Genomic DNA, 19,114 nt, shown 5'->3' with positions numbered 1-19,114 from the left:
GCACCATCACCTGGCGGTTAGGCCAAGTTATTAATTAGAACCGTGAAACATACCTGGATTACTTTATTTTTACAATTCCACCATTCACCGATGATATTCCCTTAACACTTCCCCTATAAACTTGTCCTGATGGCAATTTATACATTAGGGGTGGATAAGCTTGAATAAAACGATGGACCGCAAAACGTTTCTGTCTTATCTGGGTACGGGCGCAACCGCATTGGCAGCCGCTTCCGCAGGCTTAGGCGTACTGGAAGGAAAGGCCTCCGCCATGTCCGGAACCGCAAATCATCTGTTCGGATTCAAAACGAATCGGGTCAGCGGCTACTTCGAGCCAATCGAACCAACCAAAGCAGACCAGCTCGTCCTGCCTAAAAACTTTAAATATGATGTCATTGCGGCTTTCGATGACGTGATCAATCCGGCTGGCGAAAAATTCGGCTCCGGCTGCGATTACAACGCATTTTTCCCGATTAAGGGCTCCAATGTCCGCGGCCTCCTGGTCAACAATCACGAGTACTCCACCATCTTCTCGATCGGCCCTGTGAAGGATGGGAAGATGACGGCAGATCAAATCCATAAAAACCTGTATTACCAAGGCATGTCGGTCATTGAAGTATACCGTGACGAGAAGGGTGTATGGAAAATGGACACCACCTCCACCCATGCCCGCCGCATCAACGGCTTCAGCAAATTCGATATCACCGGCCCGGCCAAAGGCATCCCTGCCCTGAAAGGCGCCACGACGGCTACCGGTACGTTCGCCAACTGCTCCGGCGGCGTCACGCTGTGGAACACGGTCTTGTCCTGCGAAGAGAATTTCGAGGACACCGCGGCGGTTTCGAACCTGCCGGATACGCATTACGGCTGGGTCGTCGAAGTCGATCCATTCGATAAATCCTTCCTGAAGAAGCACACCGCCCTCGGTAGATTCAATCATGAGAATACCGCCATGGGACTTGCCGCAGACGGCCGGGTCGTTGTCTATATGGGCGACGACAAGAAGGATGCCTGCGTCTATAAATTCATCAGCAACAACAAGTATGACAAAAGCAAAGGCCGTGCCAATTCCGCGCTTCTGGAAGACGGAACCCTGTACGTTGCCAACCTGAAGTCAGGCAAATGGATGCCGGTCACCTTGGAAGCTGTAAACAAGGCCGCCGCAGAAGATAAAGAGGCCCAAGCTAAGTTCAAATCCCAAGGCGATGTAGTCACTTACTGTCAGGAAGCTGCGCGTCTTGTCGGCGGAACACCGACGGACCGTCCGGAGGACATCGAAATCTCGCCGTTTGATAACACGGTGTTTGTCTGCCATACGAACAACGACAATCATGGCAACATTCATGGCCATATTACACGCATTTTTGAAGCGGGCAACGATCTGGCCGCGATGGAGTTCGACTTTGAAATCTTTGCGGCCGGCGGACGCCAATCCGGCTTCAGCTCGCCGGACAACCTGGCGTTCGATTCAAACGGCGATCTGTGGGTCGTAACGGACATCTCCAGCAGCAGCCAGAACAAAGGTGTTCACAAATCCTTTATGAACAACGGACTGTTTGTAATTCCAACAAGCGGGCCGGATCAAGGAGTCGCGCTTCAATTCGCCTCCGGTCCGGTAGAGTCCGAGCTTACCGGCCCATTCTTCACCCCCGACGAGCAGACGCTCTTCCTGTCCGTTCAGCACCCGGGCGAGAATACGGAGGACCTCAGCAAACCAACCAGCACATGGCCTCACCGCTCCGGCGAAAACATGGCGCACTGCGCTGTCGTGGCAATTAGCGGCTTCAAACTGGAATAATACCAATCGAAAGGAGCGAGGATCATGCCGTTTGGCAATATCGGAATTGGCGGTTTAATTCTTATCTTGGTTATCGCACTCATCATATTCGGTCCATCCAAGCTTCCTGAGCTCGGTCGCGCATTCGGGCGGACCTTAAGCGAATTCAAGGGCGCAACCCGTGGCTTGATGAACGGAGACGACGAGAATGGAAAAAAAGACGATGCTCCGCAACCTGCTGCAGCGGTCAATAAGCAGAACAGCTAATCCGAACGACCAGAGCGCGATCGAGCATCTGGAAGAAATGCGGAAGCGCCTGATCCGCACGCTGATTGCGTTTCTCGTCGCAATGGTGGCTGCCTTCATCTACGTCGAGAAGATCTATCACTGGCTGGTACGAGGTATGGACAAGCAGCTCGTTCTGCTCGGTCCCTCCGAAGTCATGTGGGTGTATATGATCATTGCGGGCGTTGTGGCCGTCACCGTCACACTTCCCATTGCCGCTTATCAAATATGGCGGTTCGTGCAGCCGGCGCTGCCCGATGGGACTCACCGCTCGGCCGTACTGCTCATTCCCGTGATCAGCGTGTTATTCATTGCCGGCATCTGCTTTGGATACTTCGTGCTGTTCCCGATGGTGCTGGAGTTCATGCAGCGTATGGCCGAAGGGGCATTCCAAACGATGTACACCGCGCAAAAATACTTCACGTTCATGATTCATATGACCGTTCCATTCGGATTCCTGTTCGAAATGCCCGCCATCGTCGTTTTTCTGACGAAGCTCGGCATCGTGAATCCGCATCGGCTGGCCAAGATGCGCAAATCAGCCTACTTCCTGCTCTGCATCGTGGCCGTCACTATTACGCCGCCGGATATCATGTCCGATTTGATCGTGATCGTCCCGCTGTTCCTGCTGTACGAAATCAGCGTTTCGATCTCCAGATTCATCTATCGCAAGCAGCTGCAGCTCTCTCAAGCAGAGGGCAGCGCAACCTAATACACGTCCGTTTCCCCCGATGCAGGACGGAACCTTGAAGAACCCGTGACTGACAACCTAAGCAAGCAGGTTGTCAGTCACGGGTTCTCTTTTATATTCGTCACGTTAGATAATGTGACGCCAATTATGAGGTATCTAGTAAAAATGGATTGACACCTTGGATACATTGCTATAGTTTTACTTTATAGTAAAGAATTCATCTTATATATCACGACGATTATGTATTATATCCTAGGATATCTTCCATATTGAGTATAATTTGTCATATATATGTCATGAATAATTACATTCGAATCATCTACCGAAATCCCTTGGCTCCATCCTTTGCCTCTCCTATTCATCTGCATCCATGGGCTCGTTACATCAATCCCTGAGCTGAGACTTTTGGCATGATTCCACTTATTTTTAGAAATGATCCATTGATTTATTAGTCGAGTTCTCCTAGTATTTTTAGTAGAACATCTAACGGTTTGGCATTTGGGCCATCACTTCGCCGTCATTTATGATAGCGCTACCAGTTTCTACAAGAAAAAACGACTATCGACTTTCATTCTAGAGAAGACAGACCGCGTTTAGATGTTGTTTTTCTTGTGATATCAGGCAGGCCATGCTCTAAGTTTAAGACTTCTGATATCTTAAAGAAACACGTCTATTAACGGACTTTACACAATACAGACTGCGATTAGAGGAAGTTTTTCTTGCGATTATAGAATTTGTTCAGTTTCAAATCTTATCATTCTATAATCTAAAAACGGGAGGTTGCAGATATGAAATGGAATCACTTCAAGTCCAAGCTTCTGCTTAAATACACACTGTCCTACATCTCCATTTTTCTGATACCTCTTGTTATATTAACTATTATTATTTATCACAATGCCGTGAATACGCTCCGTTCCGAGATCGAGCAGACCAACGTCAATCAATTGACCCAGGCTAAAACGGTCATCGATGAGCGCATGAAAGAACTGCAGGACATTGCCTTTCGAATCGCCTACGATGAGCAGTTGACCCGTTATTGGACTCACCATCCTTATTACAGCCGCGAATCTATCGGGGCCTTGGTCAAATACAAAGCCACCAGCTCCATCATTGATGAGCTGTTCCTGTTCTTCCGCGGGGATAACAGCATTTATTCGTCACAGGGCTTTGAGAATCTGAACGTCTTCACCGACCGCTACAAATTCAACAGCTGGAACGAAACGGAGATGGTCCGCGATTTAAACTCCGTCCCGATTCCGACCATGCGTCCGGCGGAGCAAGTGGTTCAGGGAACCAAAATCCAAAATTCCATGCTGGCCTACCTTGTGCCGATCGCACCTAACAATACGCCCGCCCATGGAACCGTCATGTACCTGATTCATGAATCCAATCTGACCGGATTGATCGACTCCATCCTCAGCGACTACCATGGGATGACTTATATATTCGATAACTACGGGCAAGTGCTGGCCGCCAACTACCAAGGCGAAACCATTACCGAGCAGGAAGTCAGCGCACTGTTCGCGCTTGAGCCCGGAACGCACAGCCTTTCCTTAAACCAAGAGCCGCATTCGGTTGTATCCGTCAAATCCGATGCGGGCTGGACTTATGTCACCGCGATGCCAAGCAACCAATTTTTCAGCCGCATCGTTCATATTCGTACCTTTGTAATTCTGGTATTCTCCTTCGTGGTGGTGATGGGCACCATTCTTGCTATTATGCTGGCCCGCAGACAATACCATCCGATTTCAGACTTAATGGAGTTCATCCGGTTGAAGAATGACCCGGAACCGTCCACATCCAGCAACGAACTGGAATGGATCAAGAAAACGCTGCACGACTACAGCCAGCGCGTCGATCTCCAAGAGCCCTATGCGCGGAATCATATTCTGCTCATGCTGCTGAAGCATGGCCATACCGGTGAATTCCCCTTCGAATTCACCGAGAAGCTGGGCATTCGCTTCAGCCGGTCCCATTATTTTGTCGTGACCATGGGGTGGGAGTCGCACGCCCTTCCCATTGGCGACAATCCGGAGCGGCGGCCCGTGATGCAGTTAATGAACGATGTGGACCTGCCGGCCTTCTCCGCCTATGCCTTTGGAGTGGAGCTTCCACAGCCCGATCAGCTGGCCCTCATTGTCGGATTCGATGCGGAAACCGGGCATGAAGCGAGCCTTAACGCCCGTATGGAGCCGATCGCCCTTGCCCTGCAATCGATGGCGGCAGAGCACACAGGCGTCTCTCCTGCGATCGGGGTAGGCAACCGCTACAGTTATCCGGAGCAGCTGAATCAATCCTTCATTGAAGCCTCAACCGCTTTGGAGGCATCCATGCTGCACGGACAGGGCAGCAGCACCTTCTTTAACGCGCTTTCCGGTTCCGGCGCACAGGATTCATCCTTCTGGGTCCCTAAGGATGTGCTGCTGAAGCTGGTTCAGAGCTTGAAACAGGGCAGTTACGATGTGGCGGTTCAGATGGTATCCACCGCATTGAATAACCTGAAGACGGAAATGCCGTCCGTACCGCTGCTGCGCTGCATCTGCTTCGATATTCTGAATACGATGCTGAAAACGGCCTCGGAGCTGGGCATCCATCATGTGGTCAATCAGCTGCCGCGTGTCACTTCCTATGACTCGCTGGAGGATTTGGAGAAGAAGCTGGCAGGCCTTGCCGCTGAAATCTGCGCCCATGTCGAGGCGAAGAGCGAGACGGAAGAAAGCTCCCTGATGGACGAAATCGTCGCTTATATCGACGCCAATTTTACGGATTATGACCTCAGTCTGGGTACGATCTCGTCTAAATTCTCCATCTCTTCATCGTATTTCAGCCGTTCCTTCAAGGAGAAGATCGGCATGAACTTCACCCAGTACATCTGGCAGAAACGGATGGACGAGGTGATCCGACTGCTGCTGCACACCACCGATCCATTAAAAGATATCATCACCCGGGTCGGTTACCTGGACACGCCGAACTTCATCCGCAAATTCAAGAAAGAGACGGGATACACGCCCGGTCAATACCGCAAAATGCATAGCCCCGACAGCGCCGCCGTTTCCACGGATGACGACGACGAGGAGTATATCGGGTAAACCGATTTGGACGATTGGCCTGAAGGAGTATATCGGATAACGGTTTCGGACAATGGCTAAGAAGTGTGCATCCGGTAGCGGTTCCGCCGCATAAATAGAAACCTCCCCTGAGCGGCACTGTTCAGGGGAGGTTTTCGTATGTTTTAAACTCATATCCGAGTCATCAGATCCACAGGGACCCGTCACTATTCCTATTTACCGGCTAAATTGTCTTGAAGTCCTTGATGCATAGCACCCAACAGGCGATGGGTCGAATCACACCCGTATTCCCAGAACATGATCCCAGCCAAGCCTTGTTCCTTCACATAATCGCATTTGCACTGAATCGATTCCTCATCGTCATATGAAATCAGGCTGGAGCCATTAAAGAGGTACGGTGCACAGGCTTCCTCATCCCAATAACGAATGTAGCCGTTCTTGTTGATGTAATCCGCAGCCAGCTCGGCGAAGGCCGGCCCATAACCGCCCGTGCTGCCGGCCATTTGGTGAAGGCCGTGGTTTCGGTCCGGAACCTCGTTCCATACACGGGAATAGAATGCGGCACCAATGACGATCTTCTCCTTCGGAACACCGGCGCGAACGAACAGGTTCACAGAAGCATCCGTGCTAATTCGGAACAGATCACCGGTTGGCGTGTACAGATTCGTATGATGTCCGGTCAGAACCTGAAACCCGCCGCGCATATCATAGGTCATCAGCTGAACGAAATCGAGGTACTGCTGCACCTCAGCCATCTCCGTACCGTCTACATAGTACTGGTCAGCCCCTGCCGCTATCGTGAGCAGATAATGACGGCCATCCCGGGAGCCCTTGGCATCCAGCGCCTCCCGGATCGTCTTCAGCAGCAGGGTGAAATTCCGTTTATCATCAGGACTCGACCCTATGCCAGCCTCACCGTAACAAGGATACTCCCAGTCCAGATCGATCCCGTCAAAAGGGTATTCCTCCAGCACCCGTACGGCGGAGGCAGCCATGCGCGCCCTTCCGCCTTCGGTTGAGGCGGCTTCTGAGAAACCACCGGCGCTCCAGCCGCCAACAGACAGAAGCACCGTAAGATTCGGGTGATCCCTTTTGATGTTCCGGACAACTTCGCCATTCTTCAAATGCTCGGTGGTGATCTCATCATTCTTGACATGACCGAAGGCTACGTTCAGATGCGTTAACTTCAGCAGATCCTCGTGCGTCATGTCCGGAAGAACCGAATCGACGGCGTAACCCGCCACAATATACTTCGTCATTACTCTTCACTCCGATCCCTTCTAGGGTTGTAATATCGCGGTCGCAATCTGCAGGGCTTCCTTCCCGGTGCCGATCTTATATCCGGAAGCCGAATAACGGATTTGATCCTGACTATCCAGGACGAACAGATGAGGATAACCAGCTTCATGGGCTGCTGGATTCGGGATGAAGCCCGACAAGGAAGCATAACTGGAATCCCGTACAAAAACAGTGCGTGCCGGCAGCTTCGGATAGCTTGCCGGATCAAAGGAAGCCGTCCACTCCGCATTCCCGATTATCAGCACAATCGGCAAGCCCAGCTTATCCAGCGGCTCGGCCAGCTCGCTGAGCTCGCGGAGAAGATGCTTGGTCGGCTCCCGCTCCGGTTCGATCCAGGCAGCAAGAGCACCCGCGGATCCCAGAAGATCCTTAAGATTGGCTCCCGTTCCGTCCAATCGGGTAAGCGTACTGCCCGGAGACAGTGTGCCCAGCACCGGAATGTCGACCGCCGTCTCCCGATAGGTCAGCGCCACGCGCGCGGTGTCTCCGGCACGCACGGTAAAGTACGTGAAGCGCACTCTTACCGTTCCGTCCTTCAGCCGGATGCCCGACGTTAGGCGGTACGAACCCGGTTCAACCTCATATGGCTCATCGTAAACATCGGTGCTGCCATAAGGATACACGAGCGTTTTGTACACGCCGTCTTCCATGCGGGCGAAGGTAAAGTTCTCGGCATAGGATGCAACCGGCGTGTCCTGCGAGCCTTTCGGATCCCTGAGGAGCTGCAGCATCCCCCAGCTTGAGCTCTCCTGATTCCGCGGCGAGTTCAGATGGAAGATTGCATCTTCCCAGCCGCCAGCACATAAGTACTGCGGCTTCTGCTCGCTCGGATGCAGTCGGGCAGGAATCCCCAGACTGCGGCATACCGCCACAAACAGGATGTCCAGCGACTGCTCGTCTCCCTTCATGAGACTGTATGTGCCTGCCGGATTCCCCTTACCTTTCAAGTTAGGAAGATCGTCGGCATATGCATACCCCTTCTCCAAACGCCCGGCAAGCGCAGAAGGATCCTTCCTGAATGCCGCTGCCTCCGCAGCCGTAAAGGCATCACCGAATACGCGTCGATACGGAACCAGCATTTCATAAGAAACCCGCGGACACAGAATGTACTTCACGAAGGTATCCTCATCCCACTCTCCACGCTGAGCGAGCGCACCCATCAGATGATCATCCAGCGTCTGCCGGAAGGTATCAATCAAATCCTTTTCGTTCAGCGACTCCAGCAGTCGCAGCGGCCACTCGCCATAATCGCCGGTACGCTCCTCCAGGAACGCGGCGATTTCCCTGCTGTTGCCCCTGGCTTTTTGAAGAACGTCCCATACCCGCTCCGGAGGCAGTCCTAGTGACTGGGCCAGCGTGAATGCCTCTTCTTCGCTCAGGAATGTACCCTCATATTCGGTCCGGACCTTCGTCCCTTCCTCCAGACGACGGTTATGAGCCCGGATCTTCTCTTCCGGCAGCGACGACGCGGCATCTCCTTCTCCCTCCGGCGGAGGAACCATATCGAAATCCACGATCCCTGACGGCTGTTCGGATGAATCAAGCACAAATTCGATATGTTCGCCGTCCTGGGCCTTGAACAGGATTTCACTCCATTTGCCGCCGCTGACCGCGCGAACCAAGAGGTCGCCATAACCGGTTTTAAAGGAAGCCTTCCCTTCCTCATCGGTCTTGATTTCGGCAATCGGGTAAAATTCAGCCATATTATACAGCTCAAATCGAACGCTTGCGCCGGATACGGGCTCTCCCTGCTTATCCTTCACGCTGACGTAAAGGGTGCGGGCCGGTGCATAGTTCTCCAGCAAATTAATCTCTGTAAATCCCTTTTCATTGAGGGTAATATCCTCCGGTCCGGGATAATCGGCAAAAATTCGCGTATTAATCAGCATCGCCCTGCGAGCCGGCGGACTGAACCAGCCTTGATTCAGGCGGGCCTCCGGTTCGCATGCCCCGATGTAATACCACTGGCCGTCGGCCCATGCTTCCACCCAGGCATGGTTGCTGTCGCAATGCGCCCAGCGCGGCGTATAGACCTGACGCGCGGGGATCCCGATGCTTCGAAGAGCGGCCACCGCCAGCGTGGACTCCTCGCCGCAGCGTCCGCGTGCGTTCCGGATCATCGTCAGCGGCGAAATCGTCCTCAGATCGCTGCCGATGTAGTTCGCCTTCTCATGACACCAATAATTGGTTTCCAGAATGGCATCCGCCATCGATAACTTCGCTGTCCGTTCGGCCAGTTCGTTGTAGAGAATACCGCGGAAATCTTCAATATTCTCCGTATTGACCCGGTAAGGAAGCACAAAATGCAGGAACAAATGATCCGGCACACGCTCGCCCCAAGGCACGCGCTTACGGATGTCCAATGCTTGACGTACATGACTCAAGAACAATTCCCCATCATAGTCGGCCATGTCGTTCACCGGCATGTAGGCAAACAAATATTTCAGGGCCCAAGTTTCTTCTTCAGTCAGCTCCTGCTCAAAAACATGAAACAGCTGATCTTTGCGGGCTTCCGCAAAGACTACCTTCTCCTGGAACCTTTGCTCGATCCGCTCTATTGTCTGCGAATCCAGCGAGAACACCGCGGTTTGGCTGGTCACCCTTAAGCTCACTCCTTCCATAGCTTTCCGTCTTCCCGAATGCAGATTAAAGCCGTGCCGTCCGACGAAGGGGCGCTAATCTGGAACAGGCTGCGGGTCGTTTCAATCACAGGCTGAATGTTCCATGAATCCTCGCCCATGAGCTGCTGTGCATCCTTCGTAAATTCACCATGGGCTTCATAATAATTTCGCTGCCGGTAATAGAGTCTCCGCAGCTCCCACTTGATCCGTTCGTCTTCCGGAAGCGCGAACGGCTGGCGTTCCTCGCCATCGGCGAATACGACGTAACCCCACAGCTCCGGGTAATGCATATTAATGATGCCCATAGGCGACCATACCCAATTGTCCTCCGGATAAGGCTTGCCTGTCTCCGGATTCAGCACCTTGCGATATTCGCCGTCTTGTACCTCGGTCTGCCATTCCACGCGCGAGAAGTTGACGCGCCAGAACTCACCCGGCGCAGGACGGCGGCCACCTTCGGCACATTCCTTGAGACTAGCCCAAGGAATTGCCACCTCCACGCTCCATTTCCGGTTATCCGCTCCCGGTCGGTTCAGCTCCCCGTCGATAAACACTGCCGTCTTAAGACCGCTGATGTCCCAGCCGTTGACCGGAGGTCCACCATCCCGGTACGGTTTCACGAGCAGCAAGTCCCACACCGTGTTCAACGCATTGATCTCGAATTCATAATATTGATGGCTGTCTCCGTCCGGATCAATGAATATTTCAAAATCATTATCATAGAAAATAACCGAATCGCGTTCCGTCAGCGTCGCCCATATCTGATCCTCGATCAGCTCCGCGGCAAAATAGAAATACTCGTCGTCCCACAGCATTTTGACCCGGGTCCGTTTCCCCGGCTTCGGCCTTAGATCCCCCTCGATATCAACGAAATCGTCGGTCCACTCCGCCGCATCCCAGAACGCCTTATCCACGCGGCCGTCCAGCACGAGCGGCTGCCCCGCACGCTTGCATATATAATGCTTGGGAGCATACTCTATCCTTGGCTCCGGCACACCACTTCTGTTCATGTCATTCTCTCCGCTTCATGAGGGAGGCTTAGCACCTATTTAAGTGCGTCCCTTCCCGTGATGGTTAGTTATGCGTGACAACGGCTCCCGAGCCGCCGTACATCTCCAGCTCTTCGTCAAATTCCAGCTTAAGAACCGTCACCTGCTCATGCGCGTCTTCAGGAGTCATTTTAATCCACGTCGTCCCCGGAATGTTGAACCAAGGCACGCCCCCATGGATCTCGTGGGCAAGCTCCTTGCCCGAATGCAGCACGGTAATTTTCTTGATCGGGTTGCACAGCCCCTTGATGCACACATTCTCTTTTGGATCGTCATAGACAAACAGGTACAATGTCTTTCTATCCTCGGAAATTGTGCTTCCCCCCAGATAATAGCGGGTCATAATGCCTTCGCCCGTTCCGAATACGGCCTCCTCGTGGGTCCGGATCCACGCGCCCAGCCCAAGCAGAATGTCCTCCTGCCTTGGATCGATGGTGCCGTCCTCGCGCGGACCGATATCCAGCAGCATATTGCCGCCCATCGAGATGCAGTCGCAGAACATCCGAATGATCTGGTTCAATGATTTGTATTTATGATCGGTCGGCACGTAGCCCCACGAACTGTTGATCGTTGTGCAGAATTCCCAAGGCCCCTCCGGTCTCGTGATCGGAATGCCCTGCTCCGGCGTTTTGTAATCACCGTGGCCCTGAAGCCGCGAGTTGATGATGATATCCGGATTGAAGGACTGCAGGTAATGCTTGAACTCCGGCAGATTCCACTGCTCGGCACTCCGTTCCCAGTCGCCATCGAACCACAGCAGATCCACCTTCCCGTAATTCGTCAGGATCTCCCGCAGCTGGTTGTTATTAAACTCCAGGAATTTCTGCCACTTCTCCTGATCCTGAACACCGTCCACGGGACTGGAGTGCAGGTTGACACTGCTGAGATCCTCCGGTACCCGGCCTCCTTCAAACACGCTTGGATAATCCGGATACGACCAATCGATTAGAGAAAAGTACATGCCCAGGTGAATGCCCTTCTCCCTGATCGCTTCGGCATACTCCCGCACGATATCCCGATTGGCCGGGGTCCGCTTAACCACATTGAGGTCGCTGTACTGCGTATCCCACAGCGCAACGCCATCATGGTGCTTCGTTGTCAGCACGGCATACCGGGCGCCGGATTTCTCGATCAAATCCGCCCATTTCTCCGCATTGAATTTCGATGCCGTAAAACCGTCCAGCTGCTTCATGTACTCGTCGTACGTGATCCTTCCGTTATAGAAGGACCAAGATTCCGAGACTCCGTCCACGGCATAAATGCCATAGTGAATGAAGATGCCCAGCTTGGCTTCTTCGAACCATTTCTGCATATCTGTCCACACCTCTTCTTGAAGTCCTTTTAAGTGAAAAACACGTTTATGAGGTTGTTCAAAAAGTCCGCTTTTGATAAGAAAACCTCTATCGAGGCCACTTCAAGGATGAGCGACCGCGATGCATAGGTAGGTTTTCTTGCGATATAGAATTTCATCAGTTTCACTGATAACTCATAAATTCTATATCTAACACGAAGCGAATCAGGAAGCAACTCGGCATCGAATCTTGAATTCAGCCGGGCCTTCCGGTGCTCACGTACCCAAAACGTACGCTCCGCTCCTCACCCCCTAGCTTCATCCAACCTTCTCGGTGCTGAAAATCGACCTTTTTGAACACACACTTTATATAACCCGCCTCTTAACGAAACCGCAATACATGCGCGATCGGCGCCAGCCCCTGACGCTCCTGATCCGGAAGTCGGACCGCGACGCCATCGTCCGTGCGGCGATAATCCAGCGCCTCCTGACCCCCGACCAAATCTATGCGGCTGAACGCCGTCTGAATCGGAATGTGCAGCTCCTCAGGAACGGCTTCTTGCTCATTTCGATACAGATAGATGGCGTAGGTGGTATCGCCTTTCTGGGTAAACTGGACCGCGCCGGAGGAATACGGCTCACAGACACGGGTCCCATAGATGGCCTCCCCATAGACTTTCAGCCACTCTCCCATGCCCTTCATTCGTGAAATGGCCGTCTCGGGCAGCCTTCCGTCCGGCTGCGGGCCCACATTGAGCGCTAGATTTCCGCCTTTGGCCACGATCTCGGCCAGCAGGTGAATGAGCTGACGCACCGTTTTGTAACGATCCTCGTAGCGGAAGGAGAAGGAGGTTCCCATCGTGATGCAGCTCTCCCACGGCACATGAAGGGCACGCTCAGGAAGGGTCTGCTCCGGCGTGATCAGATTCTCGTAAGGCCCGCCGACCGTGCGGTCCGCCGAGAGAAGCCAAGGCTGAATCTCACGCGCCTTCTCTACCACTTCGCCCAATCGGATATTCTGGTCCCGGTAATCGTTCACCCAGCCTGCATCCAGCCACAGCACATCGATACGGCCGTAACGGGTCATCAGCTCCATGATCTGCTCATGGGTAAACTGGACAAACTGTTCCCACAGCCAAGGATATTTCTTCGGATCGTAGCTAGGGCCGCGAGAAGTAAAGCTCCCCGCTTCCATTCCCGGCGCCCAGTAGTACGGGGTATGCCAATCAGCCTTGGAGAAATAGGCGGAGATGCCGAGCCCCTTGGCACGGAATGCATCGAACAGCTCCTTCGTAATATCGGCGTGTTTATGCCTATGGAACGGACATTCCGGTCCCGTAACACGGTACTCGGTCGTATGCGTATCCCACATGCAGAATCCGTCATGGTGCTTGGTAGTAAAGTTCAAATATTTGAAGCCGTTATCGGCTGCCAGGTCAGCCCACAGATCAGGCTGAAAGCGAAGCGGGTTGAAGGTCTTGTTCAGATCAAAATACTGCCGCTTAAGCTCCTCCGCATCGATGTCCCAGTCAATGCCGTCTCGCGACCAGTCCGCGTCTTTATCGCTCAGCGCCCAAGATTCAACAAGGCCCAGCTGGGAATACGGCCCCCAGTGCATCATCAAGCCCAGCTTCTGGTCCTTGAACCATTCCAAGCGTTCCAGAAGCAGCGGATCCTCCGGCTTGACCCATTTGTCCTCACTGCTGAAATTGTGCACGCCCTGCTCCACTACCGCTTGCTCTTCCTCAACCAGCTTGTTCTCCGACATGGTGTACCTCCAATAGTCATTTGTTGATAACGATATTTTTGAAGATCATTGGAACGGGCTTCGCCTGCCCCTTAAAAACAATAGCCAACCCCCGGTCATGAAGCGACCGGGATACGTTGGCTCTTTGTTTTTCATATATGCATCTGATTATTGCTCGGCGTTCCAGCGATCATACGCGCCTTGGTAAAGCTCGACGAGACGGTCGCTGCCCATTTTCTTGACTTGTGCGACGTATTTATCCCAATTCTCAAGCGGCTCTTGGCCTGTTACGAATTTGGCTTCCATCTGTTTCACGTACGTTTCCAAATCGGACAACAGCGCAGTTGCCTCGCTCTGCTCTTCATTCGTCAAATAAACGTTAGGGAATGGCGATTTGCCGATCGGCACCAGCTTCTCTTGGTTCTGCTGATCGATCCACTCATCGAATTCGGTGCGAAGACCTTTCGCAACATCCGGATCATTGACGCCAGGTGTCAAAATACCGTAGTTCGGCGTGATTTTGCCGCGATACTCCTCACGATCACCGCCGCCTGGCACTGGGAGCCATTCTTTCACGCGGTTAGCCTCATCCTTGAATTTCCATAGGGTGCCTTCCGGTCCTTGGTTAAACAGCGTAGCGCCTTCATAGCTGTACAGGTAATCGATCCAGCGCATGGTCGCTTCCGGAGCCGGGTTGCTGCTCGAAATGGCGAATGTGCCTCTTGCCGACATACCAGGATGCATGCCGTATACCGGAGAGTCGGCGATTTCACTCTTCACCGGCGTCATGAGCGGATGCTCGCTGCTAGGCTCGCCGCCAAGCGTGAAGTACGCATGGTAGTCGTTAAACAGAGCCAGCTGATTGTTTTCTCCCTTGGCTTTTTTCTGATCGCCTGTTTGCGAGAAGGTTTCATGATCCAGCAGTTCTTCCTTCCACAGACGGTTCATGAACGTCAGATAGCCTTTGTAGCCCTCTTCCTGGTAAGGGTAGTGTACTTTCCCATCCTTGTCGGAATAGATGCCTTCGTTGTACATGCCCCAGAAGCCGAAGAAGTACATGCGCAGGTCATCCAGCTTGACGGAAGTCAGCGGAATCTCGTCTTTCTTTCCGTTTCCGTTAGGATCTTCTTCCTTGACGCGTTTCAAGAATGTATATAATTCCTCAGTAGTCTTAGGCTCGGACACGTTGAGCGCTTTTAAGAATTTGCCGTTATACCACATCGGTCCTCTGTACCATACAGCAGCCTTGTCGACGAACGGCAGGGCATACATATGTCCGTCCGGGGTCGTGAAGGATTTGCGGACATCCGGGTTCTCATCCAATATCTTTTTGATGTTCGGTGCATAACCTTCGTCAATGTACTTCTCCAGCGGAATGAGGATGCCTTGGCTGCCGTAAGTTACCTGCTCAGCCGGCTTCAGATCCGCCGCATAGAACATATCGGGCAAATCGCCGCTCGCAAACACCAGATTTTTCTTTGTTTCAAAGCTGTCAATCGGAGAAAGCTGATATTCCAGCTTGATGCCTGACAATTTCTCCATCTCTTGTAGTACGGGCATCGTATTCCAATCGGCTACACCGGCATCCTGTGACATGACCGTCAGCGTGATCGGCTCATCCACAATCGGGAAACCTTCCTTCTTTACCCCTTCCGTGCTGGCTGTCCCGGACGGTGCTGTAGCAGCGCCATCTCCTTTAGGTGAACCACAGGCTGCAAGCATTGTTGCTGAGAGGGTGAGGCAGAGTAAAATAGATGATGCCTTGCGAAGCTTTTTCATGACAACAACTCCCCTTTTTTGGTGTGGATTGTATGGTTTAAGATCAGCCCTTAACGGAACCAATCATAACACCCTGCACAAAATAACGTTGAAGGAACGGGTAAACAGCAATAACCGGAAGTGTCGCAACGATAATGACCGCATATTTGACCAGTGCGGCAATTTCCGCTTTGGAATTCATCGCTGCTGCGGATGAGGCGTCAATCGCCCCGCCGCCCTGTGCCGCCATCTCCTGAAGTACCAGGATTTGACGCAGGAAGAGCTGAAGCGGGTACTTCGCGGCATCATTCAGATAAATCATGGCACTGAAGTAACTGTTCCAATGTCCGACGCCGTAGAAAAGTGCCATGACGGCAATAATCGGCATCGAGAGCGGCAATACGATTTTGATGAATAACCGGAAGTTCGTACAGCCGTCGATATGGGCCGCTTCCTGAAGCTCCTTCGGAATGGTCGATTGGAAGAACGTCCGGGACACAATTATATTCCATATGGACGCAGCTCCCGGCAGAATAAGAGCCCACATGCTGTTGACCATGCCAAGATCTTTCACGAGCAGGTAACTCGGAATCAGTCCCCCGCCGAAAAACATCGTAACCAGGAACACCGCCATAAAAAATCCTCTGCCCACAAAATCTGAGCGGCTTAGCGCATAGGCTGCAGGCAGCGTGACAATCAGATTCACGATCGTACCTATCACTGTATAAATAATCGTGTTCTTGTAGCCAATCCAAATGTTGGCATTCTCAAACACCCGGGCATATCCATCAAAAGTTATCCCTTTCGGAATCAGCCACATTTCACCTGAACTTACGTACTTCGGATCACTGATAGAGGCGCTGACAATGTACAGCAGCGGGTACAGCACGATGATCAGTGCAATCGTCAGATAGATGTAGTTGCATAGCAGGAATAATTTATCCCCTTTGCTTTCCCTTACCGTGGATGACATATGTTATTCCCCCTTCTACCACAGGCTGTTTTCGCTGGTGCGACGAGCGATTTGGTTCACCGCAATCAGCAGAATCGCATTAATGACCGAATTGAACAATCCGACGGCGGTAGAGAAGCTGTACTGTGCGTCAACCAGACCGGAGCGATAAACAAAAGTCGAGATGACATCGGAAGAGCTCATATTCAGCGGGTTCTGCAAGAGCAGGATTTTCTCGAATCCGACGCCCAAAATGCTGCCCATGTTCAGGATCAACAGAATGGTGATCGTTGGTACAATCGCCGGAATGTTAATATGCAGGATGCGTTTGAATCGGCTCGCACCGTCCACGACGGCAGCCTCATGCAGCTGCGGATCGACACCCGACAAAGCGGCCAGATAGATAATGGTACCCCAGCCCGCGCTCTGCCAGACGCCCGACAGCACGTACACAGTCTTAAACCAAGCGGGATCTGTCAGGAACTGCGGCGGCTGAAAGCCCAGCATTTCCACAAAATTTACGATCATGCCGGACGAAGGCGACAAGAACGTAATGATCATACCGGACATAACAACGACTGAAATAAAATGTGGCGCATACGTGACGGTCTGTACCGTACGCTTAAAGAATGAATCCTTCACTTCATTGAAGGCCAATGCCAGAATGATGGGCAGCGGAAACCCGATGGCCAGCTCATACAAGCTGATGCTCAAGGTATTCCAGAGCAAGTCCCAGAAGTAATAAGAGTTAAAGAAGCGTTCGAAGTGGTCGAATCCGACCCACGGGCTTCCCGTTATTCCCAACGTCGGGATGAAGTTTTTGAAGGCGATTTGGATCCCGTACATCGGCCCATAATGGAAAATGACAAAATACAGAAATGCCGGAGCGATAAACAAATACAGCTCCCAGTTTCGAATCATCCTCCTCCATAATGTATTTTTCTTACGATTCGGCATCGTGTTAACCGATACGCTTTGTGTCAGGGCGGATTGACCATCTTGCTGCATAGGTTGCCCCCTCCTTTTCTAATGAAAATCCGGCCATGTTTTTTCGGAAAAGCACCCCTGTTCAATGTAAAAGAAAGAGCCTTCCTGACCACACATCCTTAGCGTGCGGCTTGCCCGCTTCAGAATTGTTAACGCTTACATCCCAAGTGTATGGACTGCCGCATGATCCGTAAATATGTCATTTCTATTGTCTGTTCAAAATAGCCTAATGTGCTGGTATGACGGGCTTTTCACGTCCCACCCACTTCTGTCATTGTCGTTTTCAAGCAGGAAAACATGTGGTTTTTGCCCCCTTCCCCTCCGATAAATTGTCATTCAGGCCAATGGGATGAGCCTTGACAGATGTCATATCTGACCGTAAGTTGGAAAAATAAACCGCAAAAGCAAAACTGACATATTCTAAAAGAAATGAGGGATTACGCATGCAGCCATCCTCCTGGATTTTAGCCGGCTACGCAGGGCGCAAGGTCTTATCCGAGATCACGACCGAAGATGCCAAGCGGCTCACTCACTTGAATATCGCTTTCGCCCATATCCGAGAAGACAAGATTACGTATACCGATACGAACACCATCCACGAGATCCATCGCCTGAAAGCCGTCAATCCCGAATTAATCGTCCTGCTGTCCGTTGGCGGCTGGGGCTCCGACGGATTCTCGAGAGCGGCAGCAACGTCCGCAGGGAGACAAAGCGTGTGCGAATCGGCAATCAAGCTGCTGCAAGAGTTTCCGTTCGACGGCATTGATCTGGACTGGGAGTATCCATGCTACTCGATCGCAGGAACGACCGCATCGCCAAATGACAAGAAGAACTTCACGATGCTGCTGAAGGAGCTCCGGGAAACATTGGATCAATACGGGCGGGACGAGACACACTATCTGCTCACGATCGCAGCCGGGGCCGATCAATATTATATAGATGGCACCGATATCCGTGACATTCACCCCTATCTCGACTTCATTCAGCTGATGACGTACGACATGCGCGGCGGATTCCAGACGCTGACGGGCCATCACGCCAACCTGTACACCTCAACTGGCGATCTGTTCCGAATCAGCGTCGATGCCTCCGTCCGCCTGTTCACGCTTGCCGGCGTGCCGCGTGAGAAAATCGTGATCGGGGCCGCATTTTACTCCAGAAAGTGGAAGGATGTGCCGGATGTGAACAACGGCTACCTCCAAATCGCTCCATCCTCCGGTGGTTATGGTCCGACCTATACCCAGCTCGCAGCCGAATATTTTAATAACCCTTCCTATAAAAGGTACTGGGACGACGAAGCCAAAGCGCCTTATTTATTCGATGGCAGCAGCTTCATTACTTACGATGATGCTGAATCTCTGACTCATAAATGCAAATACGTACAGGATCAAGGCTTGGCTGGTATTATGTTCTGGGAATACAGCTGTGATGCGACACACAGCCTGCTGGATGCCATGTATAAGGCATTCCACTCATAAAACAGAGTGGGGACCGCCTAGTTGTAACAGTTTCACTCCCCTCCAGGTGTCTTTATGTCGCTATTCGTTCGGACTCTTTCCTAATGGTGAAGGAGTCCTTTTCATTTCATT

General features: G+C 52.2%; 13 protein-coding genes. 5 read left to right on the top strand and 8 right to left on the bottom strand.

Annotated elements, in window-relative coordinates:
* The first annotated feature begins 172 nt into the window (after positions 1-172).
* From ACPV3A_RS00135 to ACPV3A_RS00120, 4 genes are all read left to right on the top strand, one after another.
* Positions 173-1,798, top strand: coding sequence for a PhoX family protein (locus ACPV3A_RS00135; RefSeq protein WP_426197963.1), 1,626 nt, complete (start codon positions 173-175; stop codon positions 1,796-1,798).
* Between the two features lie 24 nt (positions 1,799-1,822).
* Entirely contained in the window at positions 1,823-2,044 is a 222-nt protein-coding gene (gene tatA / locus ACPV3A_RS00130) for a twin-arginine translocase TatA/TatE family subunit (RefSeq protein WP_426197829.1), read from the top strand.
* A complete protein-coding gene (gene tatC / locus ACPV3A_RS00125) occupies positions 2,001-2,774 on the top strand; it encodes a twin-arginine translocase subunit TatC (RefSeq protein ID WP_194544978.1) in 774 nt (257 codons plus the stop codon). The genes tatA and tatC overlap by 44 nt, the downstream gene beginning before the upstream one ends.
* Positions 2,775-3,541: 767 nt before the next feature.
* Positions 3,542-5,842 carry a helix-turn-helix domain-containing protein gene (locus tag ACPV3A_RS00120; protein WP_194540032.1) on the top strand — a complete coding sequence of 767 codons (2,301 nt, stop codon included), beginning with the start codon at positions 3,542-3,544 and terminating at the stop codon, positions 5,840-5,842.
* A 191-nt stretch (positions 5,843-6,033) separates the two neighbouring features.
* Here the strand turns inward: ACPV3A_RS00120 and ACPV3A_RS00115 are convergent, their stop codons facing one another.
* From ACPV3A_RS00115 to ACPV3A_RS00080, 8 genes are all read right to left on the bottom strand, one after another.
* Entirely contained in the window at positions 6,034-7,080 is a 1,047-nt protein-coding gene (locus tag ACPV3A_RS00115; RefSeq protein ID WP_426197828.1) for a glycoside hydrolase family 18 protein, read from the bottom strand.
* A 21-nt stretch (positions 7,081-7,101) separates the two neighbouring features.
* Positions 7,102-9,720, bottom strand: coding sequence for a transglutaminase domain-containing protein (locus tag ACPV3A_RS00110; RefSeq protein WP_426197826.1), 2,619 nt, complete (start codon positions 9,718-9,720; stop codon positions 7,102-7,104).
* Positions 9,721-9,728: 8 nt separating this feature from the next.
* Positions 9,729-10,751, bottom strand: coding sequence for a carbohydrate-binding family 9-like protein (locus tag ACPV3A_RS00105; RefSeq protein WP_426197824.1), 1,023 nt, complete (start codon positions 10,749-10,751; stop codon positions 9,729-9,731).
* Positions 10,752-10,815: 64 nt separating this feature from the next.
* A complete protein-coding gene (locus ACPV3A_RS00100; protein ID WP_426197822.1) occupies positions 10,816-12,102 on the bottom strand; it encodes an alpha-L-fucosidase in 1,287 nt (428 codons plus the stop codon).
* A gap of 361 nt (positions 12,103-12,463) precedes the next feature.
* Complete coding sequence (locus ACPV3A_RS00095; RefSeq protein ID WP_426197820.1) at positions 12,464-13,849, bottom strand: alpha-L-fucosidase; 1,386 nt, start codon at positions 13,847-13,849, stop codon at positions 12,464-12,466.
* A gap of 147 nt (positions 13,850-13,996) precedes the next feature.
* Positions 13,997-15,607 (bottom strand): extracellular solute-binding protein, encoded by a 1,611-nt coding sequence (locus ACPV3A_RS00090; RefSeq protein WP_071218757.1) that lies wholly within the window; start codon positions 15,605-15,607, stop codon positions 13,997-13,999.
* 43 nt (positions 15,608-15,650) lie between these two features.
* A complete protein-coding gene (locus ACPV3A_RS00085; protein ID WP_071218756.1) occupies positions 15,651-16,559 on the bottom strand; it encodes a carbohydrate ABC transporter permease in 909 nt (302 codons plus the stop codon).
* Positions 16,560-16,574: 15 nt separating this feature from the next.
* Positions 16,575-17,546 carry an ABC transporter permease gene (locus tag ACPV3A_RS00080; protein WP_113057797.1) on the bottom strand — a complete coding sequence of 324 codons (972 nt, stop codon included), beginning with the start codon at positions 17,544-17,546 and terminating at the stop codon, positions 16,575-16,577.
* Positions 17,547-17,968: 422 nt separating this feature from the next.
* Between ACPV3A_RS00080 and ACPV3A_RS00075 the strand changes: the two genes are divergently transcribed.
* A complete protein-coding gene (locus ACPV3A_RS00075; RefSeq protein WP_220687230.1) occupies positions 17,969-19,003 on the top strand; it encodes a glycoside hydrolase family 18 protein in 1,035 nt (344 codons plus the stop codon).
* Positions 19,004-19,114: the final 111 nt, after the last annotated feature.

It is taken from the genome of Paenibacillus sp. Dod16 (genome assembly GCF_049893405.1).
In the GTDB taxonomy this organism is placed as follows: Bacteria; Bacillota; Bacilli; order Paenibacillales; family Paenibacillaceae; genus Paenibacillus_AQ.
Note: the sequence above shows the minus strand (reverse complement) of the source record. Positions and strands in the feature narration are given on the sequence as shown.

Coding starts and splice junctions, on each gene's coding strand:
- ACPV3A_RS00095 (WP_426197820.1), bottom strand. CDS start 13,849: ATGTCGGAGAACAAGCTGGTTGAGGAAGAGCAAGCGGTAGTGGAGCAG.
- ACPV3A_RS00085 (WP_071218756.1), bottom strand. CDS start 16,559: ATGTCATCCACGGTAAGGGAAAGCAAAGGGGATAAATTATTCCTGCTA.
- tatC (WP_194544978.1), top strand. CDS start 2,001: ATGCTCCGCAACCTGCTGCAGCGGTCAATAAGCAGAACAGCTAATCCG.
- ACPV3A_RS00115 (WP_426197828.1), bottom strand. CDS start 7,080: ATGACGAAGTATATTGTGGCGGGTTACGCCGTCGATTCGGTTCTTCCG.
- tatA (WP_426197829.1), top strand. CDS start 1,823: ATGCCGTTTGGCAATATCGGAATTGGCGGTTTAATTCTTATCTTGGTT.
- ACPV3A_RS00120 (WP_194540032.1), top strand. CDS start 3,542: ATGAAATGGAATCACTTCAAGTCCAAGCTTCTGCTTAAATACACACTG.
- ACPV3A_RS00075 (WP_220687230.1), top strand. CDS start 17,969: ATGCAGCCATCCTCCTGGATTTTAGCCGGCTACGCAGGGCGCAAGGTC.
- ACPV3A_RS00105 (WP_426197824.1), bottom strand. CDS start 10,751: ATGAACAGAAGTGGTGTGCCGGAGCCAAGGATAGAGTATGCTCCCAAG.
- ACPV3A_RS00135 (WP_426197963.1), top strand. CDS start 173: ATGGACCGCAAAACGTTTCTGTCTTATCTGGGTACGGGCGCAACCGCA.
- ACPV3A_RS00080 (WP_113057797.1), bottom strand. CDS start 17,546: ATGCAGCAAGATGGTCAATCCGCCCTGACACAAAGCGTATCGGTTAAC.
- ACPV3A_RS00090 (WP_071218757.1), bottom strand. CDS start 15,607: ATGAAAAAGCTTCGCAAGGCATCATCTATTTTACTCTGCCTCACCCTC.
- ACPV3A_RS00100 (WP_426197822.1), bottom strand. CDS start 12,102: ATGCAGAAATGGTTCGAAGAAGCCAAGCTGGGCATCTTCATTCACTAT.